The 21,240-nt window shown below is 72.7% G+C and carries 28 protein-coding genes; 17 read left to right on the top strand and 11 right to left on the bottom strand.

Going from position 1 to position 21,240, the window contains the following annotated elements:
- Positions 1–11: 11 nt before the first annotated feature.
- The 5 genes from AMY39116_RS44805 (at position 12) to AMY39116_RS47925 (ending at position 3,714) form a co-directional block, all read left to right on the top strand.
- Positions 12–1,076 (top strand): pentapeptide repeat-containing protein, encoded by a 1,065-nt coding sequence (locus AMY39116_RS44805; RefSeq protein WP_051123610.1) that lies wholly within the window; start codon positions 12–14, stop codon positions 1,074–1,076.
- A gap of 71 nt (positions 1,077–1,147) precedes the next feature.
- Positions 1,148–2,005 carry an SMP-30/gluconolactonase/LRE family protein gene (locus tag AMY39116_RS0327905; protein WP_020420905.1) on the top strand — a complete coding sequence of 286 codons (858 nt, stop codon included), beginning with the start codon at positions 1,148–1,150 and terminating at the stop codon, positions 2,003–2,005.
- Positions 2,006–2,064: 59 nt separating this feature from the next.
- On the top strand, positions 2,065–2,499 hold the full coding sequence (locus AMY39116_RS0327900) for an OsmC family peroxiredoxin (protein ID WP_020420904.1): 435 nt from the start codon (positions 2,065–2,067) through the stop codon (positions 2,497–2,499).
- Between the two features lie 96 nt (positions 2,500–2,595).
- Positions 2,596–3,576 (top strand): zinc-binding dehydrogenase, encoded by a 981-nt coding sequence (locus AMY39116_RS0327895; protein ID WP_027936273.1) that lies wholly within the window; start codon positions 2,596–2,598, stop codon positions 3,574–3,576.
- A 12-nt stretch (positions 3,577–3,588) separates the two neighbouring features.
- Complete coding sequence (locus AMY39116_RS47925; protein ID WP_255346882.1) at positions 3,589–3,714, top strand: hypothetical protein; 126 nt, start codon at positions 3,589–3,591, stop codon at positions 3,712–3,714.
- Between the two features lie 138 nt (positions 3,715–3,852).
- On the opposite strand, the gene AMY39116_RS0327885 is transcribed toward AMY39116_RS47925, so the two are convergent.
- The 8 genes from AMY39116_RS0327885 to AMY39116_RS0327850 form a co-directional block, all read right to left on the bottom strand.
- Positions 3,853–4,197 (bottom strand): cupin domain-containing protein, encoded by a 345-nt coding sequence (locus AMY39116_RS0327885; protein ID WP_020420901.1) that lies wholly within the window; start codon positions 4,195–4,197, stop codon positions 3,853–3,855.
- 54 nt (positions 4,198–4,251) lie between these two features.
- A complete protein-coding gene (locus AMY39116_RS0327880) occupies positions 4,252–4,638 on the bottom strand; it encodes a DoxX family protein (RefSeq protein WP_020420900.1) in 387 nt (128 codons plus the stop codon).
- A gap of 77 nt (positions 4,639–4,715) precedes the next feature.
- A complete protein-coding gene (locus tag AMY39116_RS0327875; protein WP_020420899.1) occupies positions 4,716–5,705 on the bottom strand; it encodes a hypothetical protein in 990 nt (329 codons plus the stop codon).
- A 1-nt stretch (position 5,706) separates the two neighbouring features.
- The gene (locus tag AMY39116_RS0327870; RefSeq protein ID WP_020420898.1) at positions 5,707–7,875 is read right to left on the bottom strand and encodes a xanthine dehydrogenase family protein molybdopterin-binding subunit; all 2,169 of its coding nucleotides are present in this window, start codon (positions 7,873–7,875) and stop codon (positions 5,707–5,709) included.
- A complete protein-coding gene (locus tag AMY39116_RS0327865) occupies positions 7,872–8,870 on the bottom strand; it encodes a xanthine dehydrogenase family protein subunit M (protein ID WP_020420897.1) in 999 nt (332 codons plus the stop codon). Before AMY39116_RS0327865 ends, AMY39116_RS0327870 begins: the two co-directional genes overlap by 4 nt.
- A 4-nt stretch (positions 8,871–8,874) precedes the next feature.
- On the bottom strand, positions 8,875–9,363 hold the full coding sequence (locus tag AMY39116_RS0327860) for a (2Fe-2S)-binding protein (protein WP_020420896.1): 489 nt from the start codon (positions 9,361–9,363) through the stop codon (positions 8,875–8,877).
- A 63-nt stretch (positions 9,364–9,426) separates the two neighbouring features.
- Positions 9,427–10,299 carry a helix-turn-helix domain-containing protein gene (locus tag AMY39116_RS0327855; protein ID WP_020420895.1) on the bottom strand — a complete coding sequence of 291 codons (873 nt, stop codon included), beginning with the start codon at positions 10,297–10,299 and terminating at the stop codon, positions 9,427–9,429.
- Between the two features lies 1 nt (position 10,300).
- Positions 10,301–10,900 (bottom strand): DUF1345 domain-containing protein, encoded by a 600-nt coding sequence (locus tag AMY39116_RS0327850; RefSeq protein ID WP_020420894.1) that lies wholly within the window; start codon positions 10,898–10,900, stop codon positions 10,301–10,303.
- 80 nt (positions 10,901–10,980) lie between these two features.
- Here AMY39116_RS0327850 and AMY39116_RS0327845 point away from each other — a divergent pair, with 80 nt between their 5' ends.
- The 4 genes from AMY39116_RS0327845 (at position 10,981) to AMY39116_RS0327830 (ending at position 13,769) form a co-directional block, all read left to right on the top strand.
- Positions 10,981–11,835, top strand: coding sequence for a helix-turn-helix domain-containing protein (locus tag AMY39116_RS0327845; RefSeq protein WP_020420893.1), 855 nt, complete (start codon positions 10,981–10,983; stop codon positions 11,833–11,835).
- A complete protein-coding gene (locus AMY39116_RS0327840) occupies positions 11,822–12,871 on the top strand; it encodes a PAS domain-containing sensor histidine kinase (protein ID WP_027936271.1) in 1,050 nt (349 codons plus the stop codon). Before AMY39116_RS0327845 ends, AMY39116_RS0327840 begins: the two co-directional genes overlap by 14 nt.
- A 67-nt stretch (positions 12,872–12,938) precedes the next feature.
- On the top strand, positions 12,939–13,262 hold the full coding sequence (locus AMY39116_RS0327835; RefSeq protein WP_084506169.1) for a histidine kinase: 324 nt from the start codon (positions 12,939–12,941) through the stop codon (positions 13,260–13,262).
- Positions 13,263–13,403: 141 nt separating this feature from the next.
- Positions 13,404–13,769: a response regulator transcription factor gene (locus tag AMY39116_RS0327830; RefSeq protein WP_020420890.1), complete on the top strand. Its 366-nt coding sequence runs from the start codon at positions 13,404–13,406 to the stop codon at positions 13,767–13,769.
- Here AMY39116_RS0327830 and AMY39116_RS0327825 read toward each other — a convergent pair.
- Together AMY39116_RS0327825 and AMY39116_RS0327820 are read right to left on the bottom strand one after the other, a co-directional pair.
- Positions 13,750–14,406: a response regulator transcription factor gene (locus AMY39116_RS0327825; protein WP_020420889.1), complete on the bottom strand. Its 657-nt coding sequence runs from the start codon at positions 14,404–14,406 to the stop codon at positions 13,750–13,752. The genes AMY39116_RS0327830 and AMY39116_RS0327825 overlap by 20 nt on opposite strands.
- A 25-nt stretch (positions 14,407–14,431) precedes the next feature.
- Complete coding sequence (locus AMY39116_RS0327820; protein WP_020420888.1) at positions 14,432–14,941, bottom strand: Dps family protein; 510 nt, start codon at positions 14,939–14,941, stop codon at positions 14,432–14,434.
- 225 nt (positions 14,942–15,166) lie between these two features.
- On the opposite strand from AMY39116_RS0327820, the gene AMY39116_RS0327815 reads away from it, so the two are divergent.
- The 8 genes from AMY39116_RS0327815 (at position 15,167) to AMY39116_RS46340 (ending at position 20,732) form a co-directional block, all read left to right on the top strand.
- On the top strand, positions 15,167–16,243 hold the full coding sequence (locus AMY39116_RS0327815; protein WP_020420887.1) for a HoxN/HupN/NixA family nickel/cobalt transporter: 1,077 nt from the start codon (positions 15,167–15,169) through the stop codon (positions 16,241–16,243).
- A gap of 40 nt (positions 16,244–16,283) precedes the next feature.
- A complete protein-coding gene (locus tag AMY39116_RS0327810; protein WP_020420886.1) occupies positions 16,284–17,303 on the top strand; it encodes a DUF4331 family protein in 1,020 nt (339 codons plus the stop codon).
- Positions 17,304–17,330: 27 nt separating this feature from the next.
- Entirely contained in the window at positions 17,331–18,164 is an 834-nt protein-coding gene (locus tag AMY39116_RS0327805) for an alpha/beta fold hydrolase (protein WP_020420885.1), read from the top strand.
- A gap of 60 nt (positions 18,165–18,224) precedes the next feature.
- Complete coding sequence (locus AMY39116_RS0327800) at positions 18,225–18,713, top strand: flavin reductase family protein (protein ID WP_020420884.1); 489 nt, start codon at positions 18,225–18,227, stop codon at positions 18,711–18,713.
- A 67-nt stretch (positions 18,714–18,780) separates the two neighbouring features.
- Positions 18,781–19,359: a dihydrofolate reductase family protein gene (locus AMY39116_RS0327795; RefSeq protein ID WP_020420883.1), complete on the top strand. Its 579-nt coding sequence runs from the start codon at positions 18,781–18,783 to the stop codon at positions 19,357–19,359.
- Between the two features lie 25 nt (positions 19,360–19,384).
- Complete coding sequence (locus AMY39116_RS0327790; RefSeq protein WP_020420882.1) at positions 19,385–19,951, top strand: dihydrofolate reductase family protein; 567 nt, start codon at positions 19,385–19,387, stop codon at positions 19,949–19,951.
- A gap of 204 nt (positions 19,952–20,155) precedes the next feature.
- Complete coding sequence (locus AMY39116_RS0327785; RefSeq protein ID WP_020420881.1) at positions 20,156–20,434, top strand: hypothetical protein; 279 nt, start codon at positions 20,156–20,158, stop codon at positions 20,432–20,434.
- A 109-nt stretch (positions 20,435–20,543) separates the two neighbouring features.
- A complete protein-coding gene (locus AMY39116_RS46340; protein ID WP_157358708.1) occupies positions 20,544–20,732 on the top strand; it encodes a hypothetical protein in 189 nt (62 codons plus the stop codon).
- Here the strand turns inward: AMY39116_RS46340 and AMY39116_RS0327775 are convergent.
- On the bottom strand, positions 20,729–21,208 hold the full coding sequence (locus tag AMY39116_RS0327775) for an Lrp/AsnC family transcriptional regulator (protein WP_020420879.1): 480 nt from the start codon (positions 21,206–21,208) through the stop codon (positions 20,729–20,731). The two genes, AMY39116_RS46340 and AMY39116_RS0327775, sit on opposite strands and share 4 nt — an antisense overlap.
- Positions 21,209–21,240: the final 32 nt, after the last annotated feature.

Here is a 21,240-nt window from a genome sequence, read left to right as displayed (position 1 = left end):
GACTACCGCACGTGGACGAAGATCTCGCGCGTGACGCGCTGCGGGGCCGGGAGCGCGACCTCCGGACCCGGCGCCGCGCCCGCCGCACGGCGCTGGCTCTGGTCGTGCTGGCGGCCGCCGCCCTCGGCTGGCAGCTGGCTCCGGCGGCGACGTCGTGGTGGCCGTTCCTCACCGAGTGGTGGCCGCTGGCGGCGGCCGTCGTGGCGCTGGTGGCCGCCGGGGTGTTGTGGTCGCGGAGCCGGCAGCGCCCCACGACCGCCGGTGCCGGCGCGGCGGAGCGCTGGTCCCGCATCGGCGGGATGGTCACCACGGTGACCGCGGTCGGCGCGCTGGTGTTCACCGCGATCTCGCTGCAGGCCACCCGCGAGCAGATCGAGGTGGCCCGGCAGGGGCAGATCACCGACCGCTACACCCGCGCCGTCGACCAGCTGGGCGCCGAGGGCGCCGCGAACCTGCACCGGCGGCTCGGCGGGATCTACGCGCTGGAGCGGATCGCGGTCGACTCGCCGCGGGACCAGGCGACCATGGTCGAGGTCCTGTCCGCGTTCCTGCGCTCCACCAGCCCGCGCGTCCGGGGCGAGCCGTGCCCGCCGACACCGGCGGACGTGGCGGCCGCCTTCGCGGTGCTGACCCGCCGCGACGTCACCCGGGATCCCGGGCCGGCGGTGATCGACCTGCGCGAGCTGTGCCTGCGCGAGGTGCGGGCGGTGGACGGCGACCTGAGCGGGATGTCGCTGATCGGCTCCGACCTCAGCGGGGCCAATCTGAGCGGGGCGCGTCTCGGGCTGACCGCGCTGTCCGATGCCACGCTTGTCGGCGCGTCGCTGTACCGCGCGGATCTCACGGCCGGTTTCGTCTTCGCCACGAACGCCGACTTCACCGGCGCCCGGTTCGACAGCGCCAAGCTGGGCAGCGCGGATTTCTCCGGCTCGACCTTCACCGGCGCGGATTTCGAGTACGCGGACCTGGGCCGTTCCGACTTCTCCGGCGCCGACCTCACCGGCGCCGAGCACACCGCCCAGACCAAGGCCGACGGGGCGGTGAAGGACCCGGCCACGCGCAACGCGTGGTGGTGAGGTGTCGATCCGGCCTGCGGCCATTCGTGTAGCCGGTGAACAGGTTCCCTCGACCGTGAGGAGCGGCAACGATGAGCGACGTTCTGCTGACCGGGTTGAAGATCGGCGAGTCGGCGCGCTGGCACGAGCACCGGCTCTGGCTGGCGAACTGGGGGACGCGGCAGGTGCTGGCCGTCGACCTGGACGGCAACGCCGAGGTGATGGCCACCGCGCCGACGACGTTGCCGTTCTCGATCGACTGGCTGCCGGACGGGCGGTTGCTGGTGGTCGCCGGGCCGGAGGGCCGCCTGCTGCGTCAAGAGGCGGACGGGTCGCTGACCGACCACGCCGACCTGACCGGCCTGGGCGCCGGCCTCAACGAGATCGTCGTCACCGGCCGGGGCGACATCTACGTCAACGGCGGCACGGACTTCCACCCGGGCGCGGGAGAAGCGCCCGGGTTCGTCGCCCTGATCAGGGCGGACGGCTCGGTGCGGCGGGTCGCGGACGGGCTGGCGTTCCCCAACGGCATGGCGGTGACGCCGGACGAGGGGACGCTGATCGTCTCGGAGTCGTTCGCAGGCAGGCTCACCGCGTTCGACATCCGCCCTGACGGCACCCTGACCGGGCGGCGGGTGTGGGCCCCGCTGCCCGGTGACGGCATCGTCCTCGACGCCGAGGGGGCCGTGTGGACGCCGGGCTGGACCGAGCGGGGACCGGCCTGCCTGCGGGTCGCCGAGGGCGGCGAGGTGCTCGCCACCGTCCCACTGGACCGGGCCGGGTTCGCGTGCACCCTGGGCGGCGAGGACGGCCGGACGTTGTTCACGCTCGCGGCGGACTGGCGCATGGCGGACGGGTTCGAGGACAATCTGGAGCGTCTGCTGACCGGGCCGGAGACAGGTCAGGTGTGCACGGCGCGCGCTCCAGCCGCCCACGCCGGCCACCCGTGACCGCCCTGGCCGCGCCGCGGCCCCGCCCGTGCGCAGCGCACGACCGGAGGAGGTCCGCCATGACCGATCGTCAAGCCACCACCACCTGGACCGGCGACCTGCCGAGCGGGTCCGGGGAGACCAGTCTCGACACGTCGGAGCTGACCACGTTCGCGGTCTCGTGGCCGGCACGTGCCGAGGAAGCCGGCGGCAAGACCAGTCCCGAGGAGCTGATCGCGGCCGCGCACTCCTCGTGCTACTGCATGCAGCTGTCCGGTCTGCTCGGGCGCGCGGGCACCCCGCCGGAGAAGATCGGGACCACCGCGACGGTGTCGTTCGGCCCGAAGTCCGGTGGCGGGTACGAGATCAAGGGCATCGCGCTCGCGGTCCGCGCGACGGTGCCGGGCGCGAGCCCGGACGACTTCCGCAAGATCGCCGAGGACGCCAAGGAAACGTGCCCGGTCTCGGCCGCGCTGACGGGCACCACCATCACCCTCGACGCCGAGCTCGAGTGACGGCGGTTCACGATCTGAAAAACCCGTGCTGTGACACGGTTCGCGATCGTTGGAGGCGCGCGCCGGACCGCTGTTAGCTTCGCGGACGTGACAACGATGACCGCAGTGGTGCACGGGAACGCGACGGGACTCACGGGTGTGCGGGTGGCGGAGGTGCCCGCGCCGCGGCCGGGACCGGGCGAGGTCGTGGTCGCTGTCCACGCGGCCGGTCTCAACCACCGCGACCTGTTCCTCGTGGACGGGCGCGGGGCCGATGACGCTCCGGTCGTGCTGGGTTCGGACGGCGCCGGAGTGGTCGCCGCGGCCGGTCCGGGCGCGGAGGTGGCTCCCGGGACCGAGGTCGTCGTCAACCCCTCGCTGGACTGGGACGAGCCCGGCGACGTGCCGGAGGTCCCCGCCATTCTCGGCGTGCCCACCGACGGCACGTTCGCCGAGTACGTCGTGGTGCCGGCGAAGAACGTGGCCCCCAAACCGGCGCACCTCGGCTGGACCGAAGCGGCGGCCCTTCCGCTCGCGGCACTGACCGCGTACCGGGCGCTGTTCACGCGCGGCGGGCTGCGCGCGGGCGAGCACGTGCTGCTGCCCGGGATCGGCAGCGGGGTGGCGACCTTCGCGCTGGCCATGGCCAAGGCGGCCGGCGCCACCGTCAGCGTGACCTCGCGCAGCCCGGAGAAGTGCCGCCGGGCGCTCGAACTGGGGGCCGACCGGGCGATCGGCAGCGCCGAGGACTGGCGCGGCGCGCTGGGGAAGCCGGTGGACCTCGTCATCGACAGCGTCGGCTCGGCCACGTTCGGCCGGTGCCTGTCGGTGCTGCGCCCGGGCGGGCGGCTGGTGTCGCTCGGCGCGACGACGGGCGCGGACGTCACCCTGTCGCTGCGCGAGATGTTCTTCCGGCAGATCAGCCTGCTGGGCACGTCGATGGGCAGCGCGCGGGAGTTCGGGCGGATGCTCGACCTGGTGGCCGAGCACCGGATCCGGCCGGTCGTCCACCGCACGTTCCCACTGGAGGACGGCCCACGCGCGCTGGCCGAACTCGCGTCGGGCGACCAGTTCGGCAAGCTCGTGCTGACCCCGTGACCATGGCCGGTGGTGAACGCGGCGAGCACCGGATCCGGCCGGTGGTCCACCGCACTTTTCCCACTGGAGGACGGCCCACGCGCGCTGGCCGAACTCGCGTCGGGCGATCAGTTCGGCAAGCTCGTGCTGACCCCGTGACCATGGCCGGTGGTGAACGCGGCGAGCACCAGATCCGGCCGGTGATCCACCGCACCTTCCCACCGGACGACGGCCCACGCACACTGACCGAACTCCCGGCAGGCGACCAGTTCGGCAAGCTCGTGCTGACCGTGCCCCCTACTCCAGCCACTCGGTGACGAAACGCGGAGCGGCGTGGATGTGCACGGCCTCGTAGCCGCCGGGGCCGGTGGTGAACTTGTGCGGCGTCCCGGCCGGGACGACGAGCACCTGACCGGCCCTGGCGGCGACCTCGTCGGCCCCGATGGTGAACACCGCGCTGCCGCGGCGGATCACGAACGTCTCCGCGTACGGGTGCCGGTGCAGGCGCGGGCCCGCACCGGCTTCCGACGTCGATTCCAGGATGATGGAGATCCCCGCCCCGCCGGGGAGTTCTTCGAAGTCCTCGGTCCGGTTCTCGCCGTCCGGTCGGCCGTCGCGGCGGTCGATGACGCTCGCTGGCATCCCATCCTCCTGTCCTCGAAGCCCGGCCCGCACGGTACGCGAAAGACGGCCCGCTCACCCCGCGAACGGCGCGATCCCGAAGCGGCCCCACGCGATGAACACCGCGACCACGAGGTAGATCAGGTTCAGGCCGGCGAACCGGGCGCCGCCTTCGTAGCGGAGGTGCGTGATCATCGCGCCGATCATCAGCCCGGCCCAGCACACCGCGGTCACCGGCACCAGCACCGGCGCGATCCCGGTCACCGCGGGCAGCACCAGCCCGATCGCGGCCAGGATCTCCAGCACGCCGAGCGTCCGCACGAACGCGGGCGCGGCATCCCCCGTCCACTCCCCGCCGTGCGCCGCGGCCAGCTTTTCCACCGGCAGGAACGACTTGGTGAAGCCCCCGGTGAGGGCGACCGCGGCGAGCACCCCGGCGGCGATCCACAGGGCGACGTTCATGGGATTTCCCTTCCGTCCACAACAGTTCGCCCTGAAGACACCGCTCATCTGAAAGCCGTGACACCCGGTGATCCGGATCACGCGCGGCCGGGCCAGCGGCGCCACACCGCGACGTGCAGGATGACGGCCAGGCTCAGCGCGTTCAGCAGCGCGTGCGTGACCCAGCCGTCCACTTCGGACTCCGGGACGCCGGCCACGCGGGCGAGCGGCGGGAGCAGCCACGACAGCGACACCGCCAGCACGGCCACGATCGCCAGCGCCAGGCTCCGCCCGGGCAGTGGACCGAGCCGCACCGCCGGCCACGCCTCGAACTGCATCGAGACCAGCAGGACCGACGCGACCACCGCCGCGGCGATCGCCGTGACGCGGCCAGGTTCCGCGATCAGGCAGCTCACCGAACCGCACACCACCACGGCCGCGTTCGCGGTCACCAGCCGCACGGCGCGCCGCCGGATGCGGGCGAACGGCCACCCGCGCAGGGCGACGTAGAAGACCATCTGCCACGCGCCGAGCACGGTGAACCACGCCCCGTACGCCTCCCCCGGCACTGCGCCGGACCGGACGAGCAGCAGGTACGCCACCGCCCCTGCCGCCCAGCACCCGGCCAGCGCGGCGAGGCCGGAGCGGATCCGCCCGGCCCCGGCGAGCGGCCACCGTTCGCAGACCAGCGTCAGCTGCAGCATGACGGTGAAGATCCCACCGGCCAGCGGCAACGGGTTCGCCGCGCCCGCGACCGCCCGCCCGAGCAGGCTCAGCACCAGCCCGCCCGCCACGACCAGCAGCGTGTCGTAGAGCCCGGACCACCCCGGACGCGCAAGACTGCCGGGCCAGTCGTCCCACCAGAAGGCGATCATCGCCACCAGCGGCAGTGCGAAGGCCACGGCGGGTCCGAGCAGCGCGGCCGACTGCGCCGGGCCGCCCACGCCGGCCGCCAGGAACCCGGCGACCGGCAGCACGAACAGCAGCCCGGCCAGCCCGCGCCGGGGCTGGGCCCGTCTCGCGTCGGCCAGCGCGGCCGGGCTCAGCGCGTCCGGGGCGCTCACCGCCGGCCGGGACACCACGGCCACGTCAGAGGACGTGCTCGAGCCGGATGGGCAGCCGCCGGGGGCGGCGGCCCGTCGCGTGGTGCACCGCGTTCGCGATGGCCGCGGCCACCCCGACCATCGCGACCTCGCCCAGCCCCTTCACCCCGGCGGAGTTGAACAGCGGGTCCGGCTCGTCGATGAAGGACACGTCGATGTCGTGCACGTCGGCGTTCACCGGCACCGGGTACTCCTCCAGCGTGGTGTTGAGGAAGCCGCCGAAGCGGTCGTCCACCTCGCTCTCCTCCCGCAGCGCCGCGCCGATGCCCCACACCACGGCGCCCCGCACCTGGCTGGCCGCCGTGACCGGGCTCGCCACCCGGCCGCAGTCGGCGACGCTGACCACCCGCGGCACGCGGATCCGCCGCGTCCCCGCCTCGACCCGCACCTCGACGAAGTGCGCGATCCAGCTGAACGAGCTGAACTCCCCGAACTCCGGGCCCGCGATCGCGACCAGCCCGGCCCGGGACCGCTCCAGCATCTCCGGCGCCTGCGAGGTCACCTCGACCTCCACCGCGTCCCGCCCGGTCGCCGCGACCGCCGCCGCGACGTCCACGTCCCCGGACGCCGGGACGTCCAAGTGCTTGCGCAGCTCCGCCAGTCCACTCTGGACGGCGGGTAGCGCCGTCGCGGTGCCCCACGAACCAGCGGTCAGGTGCTGGGGCGCCACCCGGGTGTCCCCGACCAGCACCACCACGTCGGCGGCGGGCACCCCGAGGTCGCGCGCCACGGTCAGCGCGATCGCCGACCGGATGCCCTGCCCCATCTCGTGCCCGTCGACGCTCACCGTCACCCGCCCGTCCGCGCTCGCCGACAGGTGCGCGACCGCGGGCGCGACATTGCACGGGTAGGCCCCCGCCGCCACGCCCCAGCCGATCGACGACCCGTCCGGGGCGACCATCGACCCGGGCTCCGGGTTCCGGTCCGCCCAGCCGAACCGCTGCGCGCCCCGCCGCAGGCATTCGGCCAGGTAGCGGCTGGAGAACGGGTGCCCGCTCACCGGGTCGACCGCCGTGTCGTTGGCCAGCCGCAGCGCCACCGGGTCCTGCCCGGTGGCGTAGGCGAGCTCGTCCACGGCGGACTCGAACGCGAACGTCGCGGGGCTCTCGAACGGCGCGCGCATGTACCCGGGGGTCTGCACGTCGGTCTGCACCAGCCGCTGCCTGCCGCGGAAGGCCGGCACGCCGTACAGCCGCGAGGTGACCTCCGTGGCCGTGCACGGGAACAGGTCGTGCCGCGAGGTCTGCTGGTCGACCTCGTGCACCGCGGCCAGCAGCTTGCCGGAGGTGTCGGCGCCCAGCCGCACGGTGTGCCGGGACGCGGGCCGGAAGCTGGCCGCGTGGAACGTCTGCGGCCGCGGCAGCACCAGCTTGACCGGGCGGCCGAGGCGGCGCGCGACGACGGCCAGCGGTCCCAGGTGCGGCTGCAGCGAGTTCTTCTGCCCGAACCCGCCGCCGACGTAGGGCGAGCGGATCTCGACGTTCGCCGCGTCGATGCCCAGCTGCCGGGCCAGGCCGTGGCGCAGCGCGCCCGCGTTCTGGGTGCCCTCGTGCACGATCACGCGGTCGCCGTGCCATTCCACGACGCTGCTGATCAGCTCCATCGGCACCTGGTGCTGCGGGGCGTGCTCGTAGGTGCCCTCCACCCGCACCGGGCTGGCGACGAAGGCGGCGTCCGCGTCGCCCACCTTGACGTCGGCCAGGAACGGCAGCGGGATGGCCTCCTCCTGGACGACGGTGTTCGCGCCGTCGGCGTCGAGCCCGACCGCGAACGGCTCCACCTCGTACTCGCCGGTCACCAGTTCGGCGGCCTCGGTGGCCGCGACGAGCGTGTCCGCGACCACCAGTGCGATCGGCTGCCCGCGGTAGGCCACCCGGTCACCGAGCAGCGGCTGGAAGCTCTGGAACCCGTACCCGCCGCCCATGACGAAGCTGCCTTCGCCCAGCTCACCGGGTTCGAACCGGGTCACCACCAGGCGCACGCCCGGGACGGCTTCGGCAGCGGAGGTATCGATCGAGACGATCCGGCCCTTGCCGATCCGGGCGGTCGCGAACATCGCGTACGCCACGCCTTCGGGCACGCGGTCGGCGCCGTAGGCGGTCCGGCCGGTCACCTTGTCGCGGGCGTCGACCCGGCGGTTGTCGATGGCGGTCATCTGCTGGCTCGCTCTCCGGCAATGCGCACCGCGTCAGCGACCGTGCGGATGCCCAGTTCTACTCGGAACCCGTTGTAGGTGCCGGGGCGGGCGCCCTCGAAGGCGATCTCCCCGGCGCGGCGGGCGTTCTCGGGTGTCAGCGCCCGGCCGGACAGGAACGACTCGGCCTCGGCCGCTCGCCACGGCCGCGTGGCGACGCCGCCCAGGGCGATGCGGCACTCCCCCACCACGTCTCCGTCGAGGGTCACCGCGACGGCGGCCGAGGCGAGCGCGAACGCGTAGGACTCCCGGTCCCGGATCTTGTGGTAGGTCGACCCGCGGCCGGCCGCGCTCACCGGCACGCGGATGCGCACGATCAGCTCGTCCGCGGCGAGCGTGTGCTCGCGGGTGGGGTCGTCGCCCGGTTCGAGGTGCAGGTCGGCGAGCGGCACCTGGCGCTCGCCACCCGGGCCGAGCACGTCCACGACGGCGTCGAACGCGAGCAGCGCGATCGCCCAGTCGCCGGGGTAGGTCGCGATGCACGCCTCCGAACCGCCGAGCAAGGCGTGCGCGCGGTCGTGGCCGCCGATGGCGGCGCAGCCGCTGCCCGGGTTCCGCTTGTTGCACGGGAACTCCGGGCCGCCGCGGAAGTAGGCGCAGCGGGTGCGCTGCAACAGGTTGCCACCCACCGTGGCCATGTTGCGCAGCTGCTGCGACGCCGCGCGCCACAGCGACTCCGACAGCGCCGGGTAGTCCGCGCGGATCACGGGGTGGTCGGCGACGTCGGCCATCCGCGCGCCCGCGCCGAAGGACAGCTCGTCCGGTCCGGTGCCGACGGCGTCGAAACCGGGCAGGCGGTGCACGTCGACGACCGCGGGCGGCGCCTCGATGCCCAGCTTCATCAGGTCGTAGAGGGTGGTGCCGCCGGCGAGGATCTTCGTGCCCGGCTGGGCCGACCGCAGCGCGTCGACGGCGGCGTCCACGCTGTCCGGCACGAGGTAGCTGAAGGCTCGCACGACGTCACGCCCCGTTCCGCGCGGCGGCCTCGCGGACCGCGGCGACGATGCCGGCGTAGGCGCCGCAGCGGCAGATGTTGCCGCTGAGGTACTCGCGGATCTGGTCGTCGTCGCCGGCGTGGCCCTCGGCGATACAGGCCAGGCCGGACATGATCTGGCCGGGCGTGCAGTAGCCGCACTGCAGGGCGTCGTGGTCGATGAAGGCCTGCTGCAGCGGGTGCAGCCCGCCGTCCGGGCCGGCGACGCCCTCGATGGTCGTCACCTCCTGCCCCGCGACCTGGACGGCCGGGGTCAGGCACGACACCACCCGGCGGCCGTCGACGTGCACCGTGCACGCGCCGCAGTGGCCCTGGTCGCAGCCCTTCTTCGTGCCGGTGCGGACGAGCCGCTCGCGCAGCACGTCGAGGAGCGATTCACGGGGATCCACCTGGAGGCGGACGGACTGTCCGTTGAGGACGCAGGACAGCTCCACCGTCGGGTCGTTAGTGGCCATGCCCGCCACGCTAGGTTCCGCGGCGGGCGTGCGCCTTCCCCTGCTTGCTGTGTGATGAGCCGGTTATTGCTGCTGCTCCCGGAACGCCGTCGGCGACACCCCGGTCTCCCGCCGGAACGCGATCGCCAGCCGGGACGGCGAAGTGAACCCGCACAGGTGCGCGATGTCACTGACCGGCAGGTCGGTCCGCCCGAGGTACCGCCGTGCGCGGTCGATCCGGACCGTGTTCAAGAACCGGTACGGGGTGGTCCCGGTCGCGGCCTTGAAGACCCGCAGGAAGTGGAACGGGCTCAACTCCACCGCGGCCGCCATCTCGGCGAGTGTCAGCGGCAGGTGGTGGTTGTCGTGGATGAACGAGACGGCCTGCCGCACCCGGATGTCCTCGGCGCGCACCGGAGCCGGTTCCGGCGCCGAGGCGTGCCGGGTGAGCAGGTGCGCGGCGATGAACGCGGCCGCCGTCTCCGCGTACAGCTCGTCCGCCCCGGCCAGCGCGGCGTCGCCGAGTCCGGTGAGCACGGCCGCGAGCACCGGGTCGTCGGCGGCGAGCGCGTCCGGCCGGCTCACCCGCGATGCGCCGCGCCCGAAGAGTTCGGCGGCGGTCCGTTCGAGCAGCCCGGCGGGCAGGTAGACGTTGGTGCTGGTCGTGGCCGCGCCGCGCCAGCGCAGGTGCGCCTCCTGGTGCGGCGCGGTCATCCCGATCCGGCCCGGCCCGTATTCGGCGCTGTGCCAGCGCGCGCCCGCCCTCGACTCGATGGTCTTGGTGCCCGAGGTGATCAGCACGAGGGTCTGCTCGGCGGTGGCAGGCAGCAGGACCTCCTCGGCAACCGGGTCGTTGGCGTAGGACCGGATCAGCAGGGCGCGCCAGCCGTTGTCCCGCCAGCTGCACAACCGCAGGGTGGCGACCGAATCCAGGTCGAAGGCCAGTGCGCCGAACACGTCAACTCCCGGTGATCACGCCGATCGCGACTCCGAGCGTCGCGGTGTTGTAGAGGAAACTCAGCACCCCGTGCGAGAGTACCCGCGACCGCGCCGCCGTCGTACGGGTTTCGACGTCGGACACCGCGAACGTGGTGCCCACGGTGAACGCGAAGTACGCGAAGTCGGCGAACACGGGTGTCTCGGTGTCCGGGAAGGCGAACTGCCGTTCCGGCAGCGCCCGGTAGTAGGCGTGCGCGTACCGCTCGGCGTATCCGAAGTGGAGGATCGCCCAGGCGAGCAGCACGGCGGGCACGCCGAACACCCTGGCGATCAGGTCGTCGCCGGTGCCCAGCACGATGGTCAGGCCGCAGGTGATGCCGACCACGCTGGTGAACACCGTGAAGAACAGGCCGCCACGCCCGCCGAGCAGGCTGCGCCGCCAGTCCGGGCCCGCGGACTTGCGCGCCACGCGCCGGATCCGGACGCCCAGGTACACGGCCGCCAGCAGGTCCCACCACATCACGAACACCGGGTCGTCGAACACGAACACGAGCACGCCGAGGGCGAGCAACGCGAACTCGATGAGGCGCGACACCGCGAACGAGGCCTTCTTCAGCACGAGAGCGGGAGGGTAATCGACGCGCTGGGTAGGAGTGCCACTCCTACCGCCCGCGGCCCCGGTGCGCTTACCCTCGATCCGTGGAGGACGACAACCGGCTCGGCCAGTTCATCAGGGCTCGCCGCAACGTGGTCACCCCGGCCGATCTCGGTCTCGCCGACTCGGGTCGCCGCCGCGGTGGCCTGCGCCGCGAGGAGGTGGCGACGCTGGCCGGGATCAGCACGGACTACCTGGCCCGGCTCGAACAGGGCCGCGAGCGCAACCCGTCCGACCACGTCCTACAGTCGCTGGCCGCGGTGCTGGGCCTGGACCAGGAGGCGGTGGAGCACCTGTACCGGCTCGCGCGGCCCCGGCCGCGGCGGCGCCGCTTCCGCCAGGTGGACCCGGATCTGCGGCGGCTGATGGACACCTGGACGCACTCCCCGGCCATGGTCGTGGGCCCGTTGCTGGACGTGCTCGCCGCGAACCCGCTCGGCCAGGCGCTGTACGCGCCGGCCGGGCCGGAGCCGAACCTCGGCCGCTTCTGCTTCCTCGACCCGGCGGCGCGCGAGTTCTACCGCGACTGGGACTCGGTGGCCGCCAAGGGTGTCGCGGCGCTGCGGGTGGCCGCCGGTGAGGACCCGGACGACCAGCGGCTGACCGACCTGGTCGGCGAGCTGACGGTGAAGAGCCCGGAGTTCGTGCGGCTGTGGTCCCGGCACGACGTGCGCGAGAAGAAGCACGAGCCGATGCGGATCCGGCACCCGCAGGTGGGCGAGCTGGACCTGAGCTACCACTCGTTCACCGTGAACAGCGCCCCCGGCCAGCAGCTCAAGGTCTTCCAGGCGCAGCCGGGCAGCGCGACCGAGGAACGGCTCGCGTTGCTGGGCTCGCTGCGGACCACCGAGACCGCCGACGGCGACCGGGCGCGCGGGCGTGGCCATGAGGTCGGTTGACGCGCTGCTGCCGCTGATCCTCGACAGCGTGCCGCAACCGGTCTGGGTGGTGGACGCCGAGGGCCTGATCATGTTCGCCAACAAGGCCGCGCTGGACGCGCTCGGCTACGACGACGTGTCGGAGCTGCGCGGCCGGCCGAGCCACGAAACCGTGCACTACAAGCGCGTGACGGGCGAGCCGTACCCGGCGGCGGAGTGCCCGATGCTGCGGCCCCGGCTGACCGGCGAGACCGCGCACGGCGACAACGACTGGTTCGTGCGGCGGGACGGGTCGATGTTCCCGATCGCGTGGTGGTCGGCGCCGCTGCGACTCGACGACGGGCCCGGCCTGGTCTACGCCTTCACCGACCTCACCGAGCGGCACGCGACCGAGCGGATGATCCGGGAACGCGACGCGGCGCAGGTGCGCGCGGTGGAGTCCAGGGCGGCGCAGCGGCGGATCGTGGAGACCACGACCGAGGTGCGCCGCCAGATGGCGCGCGACCTGCACGATGGTGTGCAGCAACGGCTCGTGGCCCTCCTCATCGGACTCCAGCTGGCGCGGGAGGAGCTGCCGCCCGGCGTCGGCGAACTGGTCGACGAAGCGGTCGGCCAGGCACAGGCCGCCATCGACGAACTGCGGGACCTCGTCGCCGGCATCCACCCCGCGATCCTGACCTCGCGCGGGCTGCTGCCCGCGGTCGAGGCGCTCGCGGCGCGCACCCCGCTGCCGGTGGTGATCACCGGCAACCTCCCCCGGCGGCTGCCGCCGACGATCGAGGTCAACGCCTACTTCGTGGTGTCCGAGGCGATCACCAACGCGGTCAAGCACGCCGGCGCCACCGGGATCACGGTCGACCTGCGCTGCGACGGCGCGACGCTGATCCTCGACGTCAGCGACGACGGCGCGGGCGGCGCGAACCTCGACGGCACGGGCAGCGGCCTGATCGGGCTCGCCGACCGCGTCACGGCGCTCGACGGCGACTTCGCCCTGTCCTCGCCGCCGGGGAGTGGCACCTCGCTGCGGGCCACCATCCCGCTCACCGGCGGGACATAAGCAGCGGTTATGAGCTGATAGGACTCGCCCGCTACCCGGCCGCCCCGCCACGGCGGAGGCTTGGGACATGCAGCTGACGGAGACGACCGCAGTCCACAGTGGAGCAGTACGACCACGGGTGCCGGATCGCGCGGCACAGCGCCGGATCGCCGACTTTCGCCTGCGGCTGGCCGGTGAGCTGCGCGAGCGCGTGCAGGCCCGGCTGGTCAACGTCCTCATCGCACTGGAGCTGACCAGCGAGTGCGAGCCGCCGGGTCAAGCGGAACTCATCAACGAAGCCGTCGAACAGGCGCGCACGGCGATCGCCGAACTCCGCGACCTGGTCGCGGACCTGCGTCCCGCCGTGCTGGCCGGGCGCGGTCTGCCCGCGGCGGTCGAGGTCCACACCTGATTCGTCGTCGCCGAGGCGCTGGAGATCAGCGTCACGGCACGTGCTGGACCGGCAGCGTACTGCCCGGTGCCCGGATCCCGGTTCCATGATCGTGGGGTTTTCCCCATTGCGTGTGAAGCCGTGGCGGACGAGGCTTGCGGTATGGGATTCACGGTGCTGGTGGTCGACGACGACGCGGCCTTCCGCCGCGTCGCCGGCCGTCTGCTGGCCGTGCGCGGGTTCGAGGTGGTCGACGCCGCCGCCGACGGCAGCGAGGCCATGGCCGCGATCCGCGCGCACCGCCCCGGCGGCGTGCTGCTGGACGTGAACCTGCCCGACACCGACGGCCTCACCCTCGCGCGGGAGATCCACCGGGAACCCGAGCCGCCCGCGGTGGTCCTGACCTCCACCGACCACCACGGCTACCCGGAGCAGACCCTCACCGGCGCCGGGGTGCGGGCGTTCGTGCCCAAGGACCAGCTGGTCGGAGCCGACCTGGCCGCGCTGTTCACTGCCCCAGGTACCTGAGCACGGCGAGCACGCGGCGGTGCCCGGAGGCGGCGTCGGTCAGGCCCAGTTTGCTGAAGATCCCGGTGACGTGCCGCTCGACCGCGGGCACGGTGACGACGAGTTTGGCGGCGATCCCGGAGTTCGAGTGACCTTCGGCCATCAGCGCGAGCACCTCGCGTTCGCGCTGGGTGAGGCCGTCGAGCGGGCTGTCGACCCGTTTGCGGCCCACCAGGCGGGCGATCACGTCCGGGTCGAGGGCCGAGCCGCCGTCGGCGACCCGGCGGACCGCGTCGACGAGCAGCTCGGGGCTGGCCACCTTCTCCTTGAGCAGGTAGCCGACGCCCTCGGCGCGATCACCGACCAGGTCGATGGCGTAGGTGTCGTCGAGGAACTGCGACAACACGATCACGCCGATGCCCGGTTCGCTCGCGCGGATCTCGATCGCGGCGCGCAGGCCGGCCTCGTCGAACTGCGGCGGCATGCGGATGTCGGTGATCACCACGTCCGGCTTGTGCCGCCGGGCTTCGTGCACGAGCTCGGTGGCCGTGCCGACCGCGGCGAGGACCGTGCAGCCCGCGCGTTCGAGCATCCGCACGATGCCTTCGCGCACCAGCGCCTGGTCCTCGCCCACGACGACCGTGATGTCCGTCCTCACTTGCCGAGCATATAACGGATTCCGGTCAGCGCCGCGGTTCCCGCCCCGCCGCGCCGAGCATCCACGCGTGCTTCTCCAGCGTTTCCACGACGCTGTGCAGCAGGTCGGTGGTGACCGGGTCCTCGGCGTCGACCGAACCCCGCACCACGCGGATCGTCGACGCGACGCCGTGCAGCCGGTTCGTGATCGCCTCGATCACCTCCGCGGTGGACCGCTCGCCCCCGGGGAAGGCCGCCAGCGTCGTGGTGGCGGCCACCGTGCCGGACCGGCCGTCCGGCACGCCGTGCAGGGCGCGCAGCCGTTCGGCCACCAGATCGCTCGCTTCCCGCGCCGCCGCGGTGATGTCGTCCAGCTCCAGGTGCAGGCTGCGGAAGCCGGGGCCGACCACGTTCCAGTGCGCCTGCTTGGCCTGCAGGTGCAGTTCGACGAGGTCGGCCAGCACCAGCTGGAGGTCGCGGGCCAGCGCCGGCGAGGCGGTGAAGCCGACGGCTCCCGCGGCGGGGATCCGCCGGGTCTTCTCGGTGGTTTGGGTCATGACTACCTCCGGTTCGCGCGGGCGTCGTGCCCGTCTCCTCCTCAGCGTCACCGCGGCGGCCGGGGCGCGCCATGGCGTGCTCCCGAGAACCGGATCGGGCCGGCACCGGTGCGGTGTGGGGAAAACCCCACACCGCGTTGTGGAGGCGGCGTCATGGCTCCGGCGGCCGCGGGCGAGCAGGCTCGGAGTCATCGAGTCCGAAGTGGATCGGCCGGAGGGAAGAGCATGACGACCACGCTGACCCGGGTCTCCCGGCAACCGTTGTCGCGGCGGGAGTGGGGCCGCGCCGGCGGGATGGCCGCCGTGATCGCCGCCCTGCACGTGCTGGGCTGGGGCACCCTGCTCCTGGTCGCGCACGGTCACGTCGGGGCGCCCGCACTCGGGCTCGGCGTCGGCGTCACGGCCTACACGCTGGGCATGCGGCACGCCTTCGACGCCGACCACATCTCGGCGATCGACAACACGACCCGCAAGCTGATGCAGGAGGGCCGCCGTCCGCTGTCGGTCGGGTTCTTCTTCGCGCTGGGCCATTCCACGGTCGTGTTCGGGCTCGCGCTGCTGCTGTCGCTGGGCGTGCGGACCATCGCCGGGCCGCTGCGGGACGACGGCTCCGCGCTGCACCGCTACACGTCGCTGATCGGGACGTCGGTGTCGGGCTCGTTCCTGGTCCTGATCGCCGCGGTGAACGCGGTGATCCTGGCCGGCATCCTGAAGGTGCTGCGCGGCCTGCGGTCCGGCGAGTTCGACGAGGCGGCGCTGGAGCACGAGCTGGCGCACCGCGGGCTGCTGAACCGGCTGCTGGGGCGGTTCACCCGGGCCATCGGGAAGCCGTGGCACATGTACCCGCTGGGGGTGCTGTTCGGGCTCGGGTTCGACACCGCGACCGAGGTCGCGCTGCTCGTCCTCGCGGGCAGCGCCACCGTCGCCGGGCTGCCCTGGTACGCCATCCTGTGCCTGCCGGTCCTGTTCGCCGCCGGCATGACCCTGTTCGACACGATCGACGGGTCGTTCATGAACCTCGCCTACGGCTGGGCGTTCGCCAGCCCGGTGCGCCGGATCTACTACAACCTCACGGTCACCGGGCTGTCCGTCGCGGTGGCCGTGCTGATCGGCGCCGCCGAACTGCTGTCCGTGCTGTCCGGGCAGTTCGGCTGGTCGGGCGGGTTCTGGTCGTGGAACGCCGGCCTCGACCTCAACACACTCGGGTTCGCCGTCGCGGGCCTGTTCGCCGTCACCTGGCTGGTGGCGGCCCTGATCTGGCGGTACGGCCGCATCGAGCAGCGCTGGTCACCGCGCGCCTGACCACCACCGTCGAACCGCAAGTCCACAAAGGAGAGAAACCATGTCGCACCACCTCGATTCGCCGATCGCCCGTCAGGACGTCCGGCTCGACATCACCGACCTGTACGTGTTCCGGGGTGAAACCGGCACCGTGTTCGTCATCAACGTGTGCCACTCGATCGCCGGCGACATCCCCGTGCCCGGTTACCACCCGGAGGGGATGTACGAGTTCAAGGTCGACACGAACGGTGACGTCGTGGAGGACCTGACGTACCGGTTCGTGTTCGGCGAGCGGGACGAGCAGGGCAGCCAGACCTGGGTGCTGCGGCGGATCACCGGCGCCGCGGCCACCGACCCGTTCGCGCCGGGCGAGGTCGTAGCGGAAGGGGTGACCGGCGAGACGGTCACCGGCGCGGGCGGGCTGCGCGTGTGGACCGGCAAGGCGGGCGACCCGTTCTGGATCGAGCCGGACGTGCTGCACGCGGTGGGTCACGCGTTCCAGGACGGCACGACGGTCGACCTCGGCGACTGGACCGACGCGCGGGCGGCCAACCTGTTCGCCGGGCACACGGTGTACTCGATCGTGCTGGAGGTGCCGGACGCCGAGCTGGGCGCGGGCCGCGTCGGCGTGTGGGCGGTGTCCACTCTGGCCACCGACGCCGGCGGCTGGCGCTCGATCAACCGCGTCGGGCTGCCGATGATCCACCCGCTGTTCACGCAGTACAACGAGGACCTGGGCGACCGGCTCAACGCCGGCGTGCCCGCGGACGACTACGCCACCTACGGCGACCTGGTCGGCAAGGAGATCGCCGGGGTCGTCGCGGCGTACGGCACGGCCGAGGACCCGCAGGCCTACGGGGAGAAGCTGGCGCACCGGTTCTTCCCGAACGTCCTGCCCTACACGGTGGGCACGCCGGCGTCGTTCGGCTTCGCGGAGTGGAACGGCCGCGCGCTGACCGACAACGCGCCGGACGTCATGTTCTCCACGGCCGCCAACACCCCGATCCGGCTCGGCATCGGCCGCGAATCGGTCACCAGCAAGCCCACCGCCGGATTCCCGTACGTGCCCCCGGTGGCCTGAAAACCCTGACACAGGAAGGAAAACACCATGTCGAAGATCACCGTCGGCCGTGAGAACTCCGAGGACATCGAGATCCACTACGAGGACCACGGCACCGGCACGCCCGTGGTGCTGATCCACGGCTACCCGCTCAACGGGCACTCGTGGGAGAAGCAGGAGCGGGTGCTGCTGGCCGCCGGGTACCGCGTCATCACCTACGACCGGCGCGGGTTCGGCCAGTCCAGCCAGCCCACCGTCGGCTACGACTACGACACCTTCGCCGCGGACCTGAAGGCGCTGCTGGACCACCTGGAACTCGACGACGTGGTGCTGGTCGGCTTCTCGATGGGCACCGGCGAGGTCACCCGTTACCTCGGGACCTACGGCTCGGACCGGGTGCGCAAGGCCGTGCTGATGGGCGCGATCCCGCCGTACCTGCTCAAGACCGACGACAACCCCGAGGGTGTCGACAAGTCGGTGTTCGAGGACATCAAGGCGGCGGTCGTCAAGGACCGGCCCGCCTACTTCAAGGACTTCCTCGACAACTTCTACAACGTCGACACCTACGCCGGCACCCGCATCAGCGAGCAGGCGTGGCAGAACAGCTTCAACGTGGCGGTGGCCGCCTCGGCGCACGCCGCCTACGCCTGCGTCGACACCTGGCTGACCGACTTCCGCGACGACCTGCCCAAGATCGACGTCCCGGTGCTGCTCATCCACGGCGACGCCGACCGGATCCTGCCGTACGAGGCCACCGCGGCGCGGCTGCCCGGGCTCGTCAAGGACCTCGAGTTCGTCACCGTGCCCGGCGGGCCGCACAACATCGCCTGGACCCACCCGGACGAGGTCAACACCGCGCTGCTGGAGTTCCTCGGCCGCTGAGGTTCCGGGTGGCGGGTGCGCGGCGCCCCTCGGCTGCCACGGCTCGGGTAGAACTGAGCCGTGGCAGCTGAGGGGTTCGAGACGGTCGTCGGCGCGCTGGACTACCCGATGTTCGTCGTGACGACCACCGACGGGCGGCGGCGCGCGGGGTGCCTGGTCGGGTTCGCCGCGCAGTGCAGCATCGATCCGCCGCGGTTCATGGTGTGGCTGTCGAAGAAGAACCACACCTTCGAGGTCGCCGCCGGGGCGTCGACGGTGGTCGTGCACCGGCTCGACACGTCGGTGCCCGGGCTGGCCGAGCTGTTCGGCAGCCACACCGGCTTCGACACCGACAAGTTCACGCGCTGCGCCTGGCACCCGGGCCCGGGCGGCGTCCCCGTGCTCGACGACTGCGCCGGCTGGTTCGCGGGCGAGATCCTGTCCCGGCACGACACCGGCGACCACGTCGGGCTGCTGCTGCGCCCGGTCGAGGGCACCACCGCGACCGGGCTCGGCCCGCAGCTCGGGTTCCAGTCGGTGCGCGACCTCTCCCCCGGCAACGAGGCGTAGCGGGCTGTCGAAAACCGGCGCCGCCGTCCGACGTGATGGTGAGACACCCGAGCGGAAGGACGGTCCGATGGCACTGACCCGGCTGTACATGGCGATGTCGCTGGACGGCTACATCGCGGGCCCCGACGATCGCCCCGGACAAGAACTGGGCCGCGGCGGCGGGCGGTTGTTCAACTGGCTGGACCGGCGTGAGTCGCCCGGCCCGGACGGCCAGGTGTTCGCCGAAGCGATGGCCACCAGGGCGGTGATCACCGGGCGGCGGACGTTCGAGCTGGCGGGCCGCTGGCAGGGCGACCACCACGACGGCGTGCCGATCCACGTGCTGACCCACCACCCCGACGACGAGCCGCCCGGGAGCGCCCGCTACTACACCGAGGTGGCGGCCTGCGTGGCCGACGCCCGCGCCGCGGCGGGCGGGGAGGCGATCCTGGTGCACGGCGCGGGCGCGGCCCAGGCGCTGCTGGCCGCCGGTGAGCTCGACGAACTGGAGATCCACCTGGTCCCGGTCCTGCTCGGCGCGGGCCGCCGTCTGTTCGATGGCCACGCCGCCGAACTACGACTGACCCGCCGGCTGGACGGCCATGACGCGACCCACCTGCGGTACCGCGTTGTCGAATCCGAGCACGCTCGTCCGACGCAGGAGTGACAACATCCACGGAAGGGGCAGTTCCATGGCACTCGTCATCTCCGACATGTCGGTTTCGCTCGACGGTTACGTCACCGGGCCGAACGACAGCCGCGACAACCCGTTCGGCGACGGCGCCGGCACGCTGCACGACTGGCTGTTCGACGCGGCCACCGACGACGACAGGGCGTTGCTGCGACAGGCGATCGACGTCACCGGCGCGGTGGTGATGGGCCGAAAGTCGTTCGACAAGTGCGTCGACATCTGGGGCGAGGGCGGCCCGCTGCCCGGCGTCCCGTGCTTCGTCGTCACCCACCGCGAGCCGCCCGAGCGGTACCCGTCGGGGTACACGTTCAGCGACGGGGTGGCTGCCGCGATCGGTTCGGCGCAGGAGGTCGCCGGGGACAAGTTCGTCGGCCTGCACGGCGCGACCGTGCTGCAGCAGGCGCTCCCGCTCGGGCTGGTGGACGAGATCCACGTGCACGTGGTCCCGCTCCTGATCGGCGGCGGCACGCGGCTCTTCGACACCCTGCCGTCGGCGGTCGAGCTGGAACGCACCGACGTGCTCGTCACACCGGCCGCGACCCACCTGCGGTTCCGGGTGACCCGGTAGCACCCGTCGCCGGCACCCCGGGCCGGGGTGTCGGCGATCGGGCCGGTGTCGTGTTAATCTTGCGCCGTGCAGCGCCTGACGTCCCAGCGACTCGTAGCCCGGCGCGCCGGCTGAACCCAGGTCGCCGGCGCGCAGTGTCGGCGATCGCTTTTTCGGGACCTGGCCCGGATCCGTCCGGTTTCTCGATCTTCCTGGAGATCCGCCATGTCCGTCAGCACGTTCCACACCCCGGCCCCGCGTTCGACGATGCTCGTCCGGCGCCGCATCGCCACCTACTTCACCGGCGGCGCCACGCAGGTCCCCACCCTGATCGGCGCCCTGTCCCAGCAGGGCCGCCCGGTGCACGAACTGTCGGTCGACATCCGCGAGGGCGTCCGGGAGAGCAGCATGGTCTGCGCGGTCCTGCTGCCGGGCGACGAGATCGACCACCTGCTGGCCCGCCTGCGCGACTTACCCGCGGTGGTTTCCGCCGAGCTGGCATGACGTCGCCGGGGCACGTAGCTCAACGGCGCTCACCGCGGTTCCCGCCGAACCGGAGTGACACACCCCCTCGCACCCGGCCGCCGCGGCTGGCCCAGGCCCGGGAGGGCACGTGACTCGACGACGCTCCTACACGGCCGCCGCGGCAGGCGCCGTGGTCCTGGTCGTCTGCGTCGTCGTCGGGTTCCGCATCTACCCGAGCGCCCCATGGTTCCTGCCCGTCGCCGGCAGCGCGGTGTTCGGCTTCGTGCTGGGCGTGCTCCTGCGCATCCGCCGCGAGCGCGGCCGCCCGGGCCGCTAGCCGGGCCCCGCCGCCTGGTGGAGCAGCGGCTTGATCCGGTAGTCGACCAGCTGGCGCATCACCAGGGCCGTGTTGGTGCGCTCCACGCCGGGGATGGCGAGGATCAGCCCGGCGATCCGGTACAGGTCGTCGGCGTCGCGCGCCACCACATGCACCATCAGGTCGACCGGCCCGGAGATCCCCTGCACCTCCAGCACTTCGGGCACCTCGGCGAGCGCGGCGGCCACCTCGTCCAGCAGCCGTTGCGTCACCTGCGCCGTGATGAACGCGGTCAGCGGGTACCCGAGCGCGGCCGGTGAGATCCGCCGTTCGAACGAGTCCAGCGAGCCGGCCTCCAGGCGCGCTATCCGGGTTTGCGCGGTGTTGCGGGAGATCCCGGCCCGGTCGGCGATCGCGAGCGTGGTCGCACGCGGGTGCTCGGCCAGTTCCAGCAGGATCCGGGCGTCCACCGCGTCGACGAAGCCGTCCTGGGGCATTGTGCTCGCCTCTCCCTCGCACACCAGCTCCG

The sequence above is a fragment of the Amycolatopsis sp. ATCC 39116 genome (assembly GCF_000231075.2).
GTDB lineage: Bacteria > Actinomycetota > Actinomycetes > Mycobacteriales > Pseudonocardiaceae > Amycolatopsis_E > Amycolatopsis_E tucumanensis.
The sequence above is the reverse complement of the archived record's forward strand: the minus strand, read 5'-3'. Positions and strand labels throughout refer to the sequence as shown.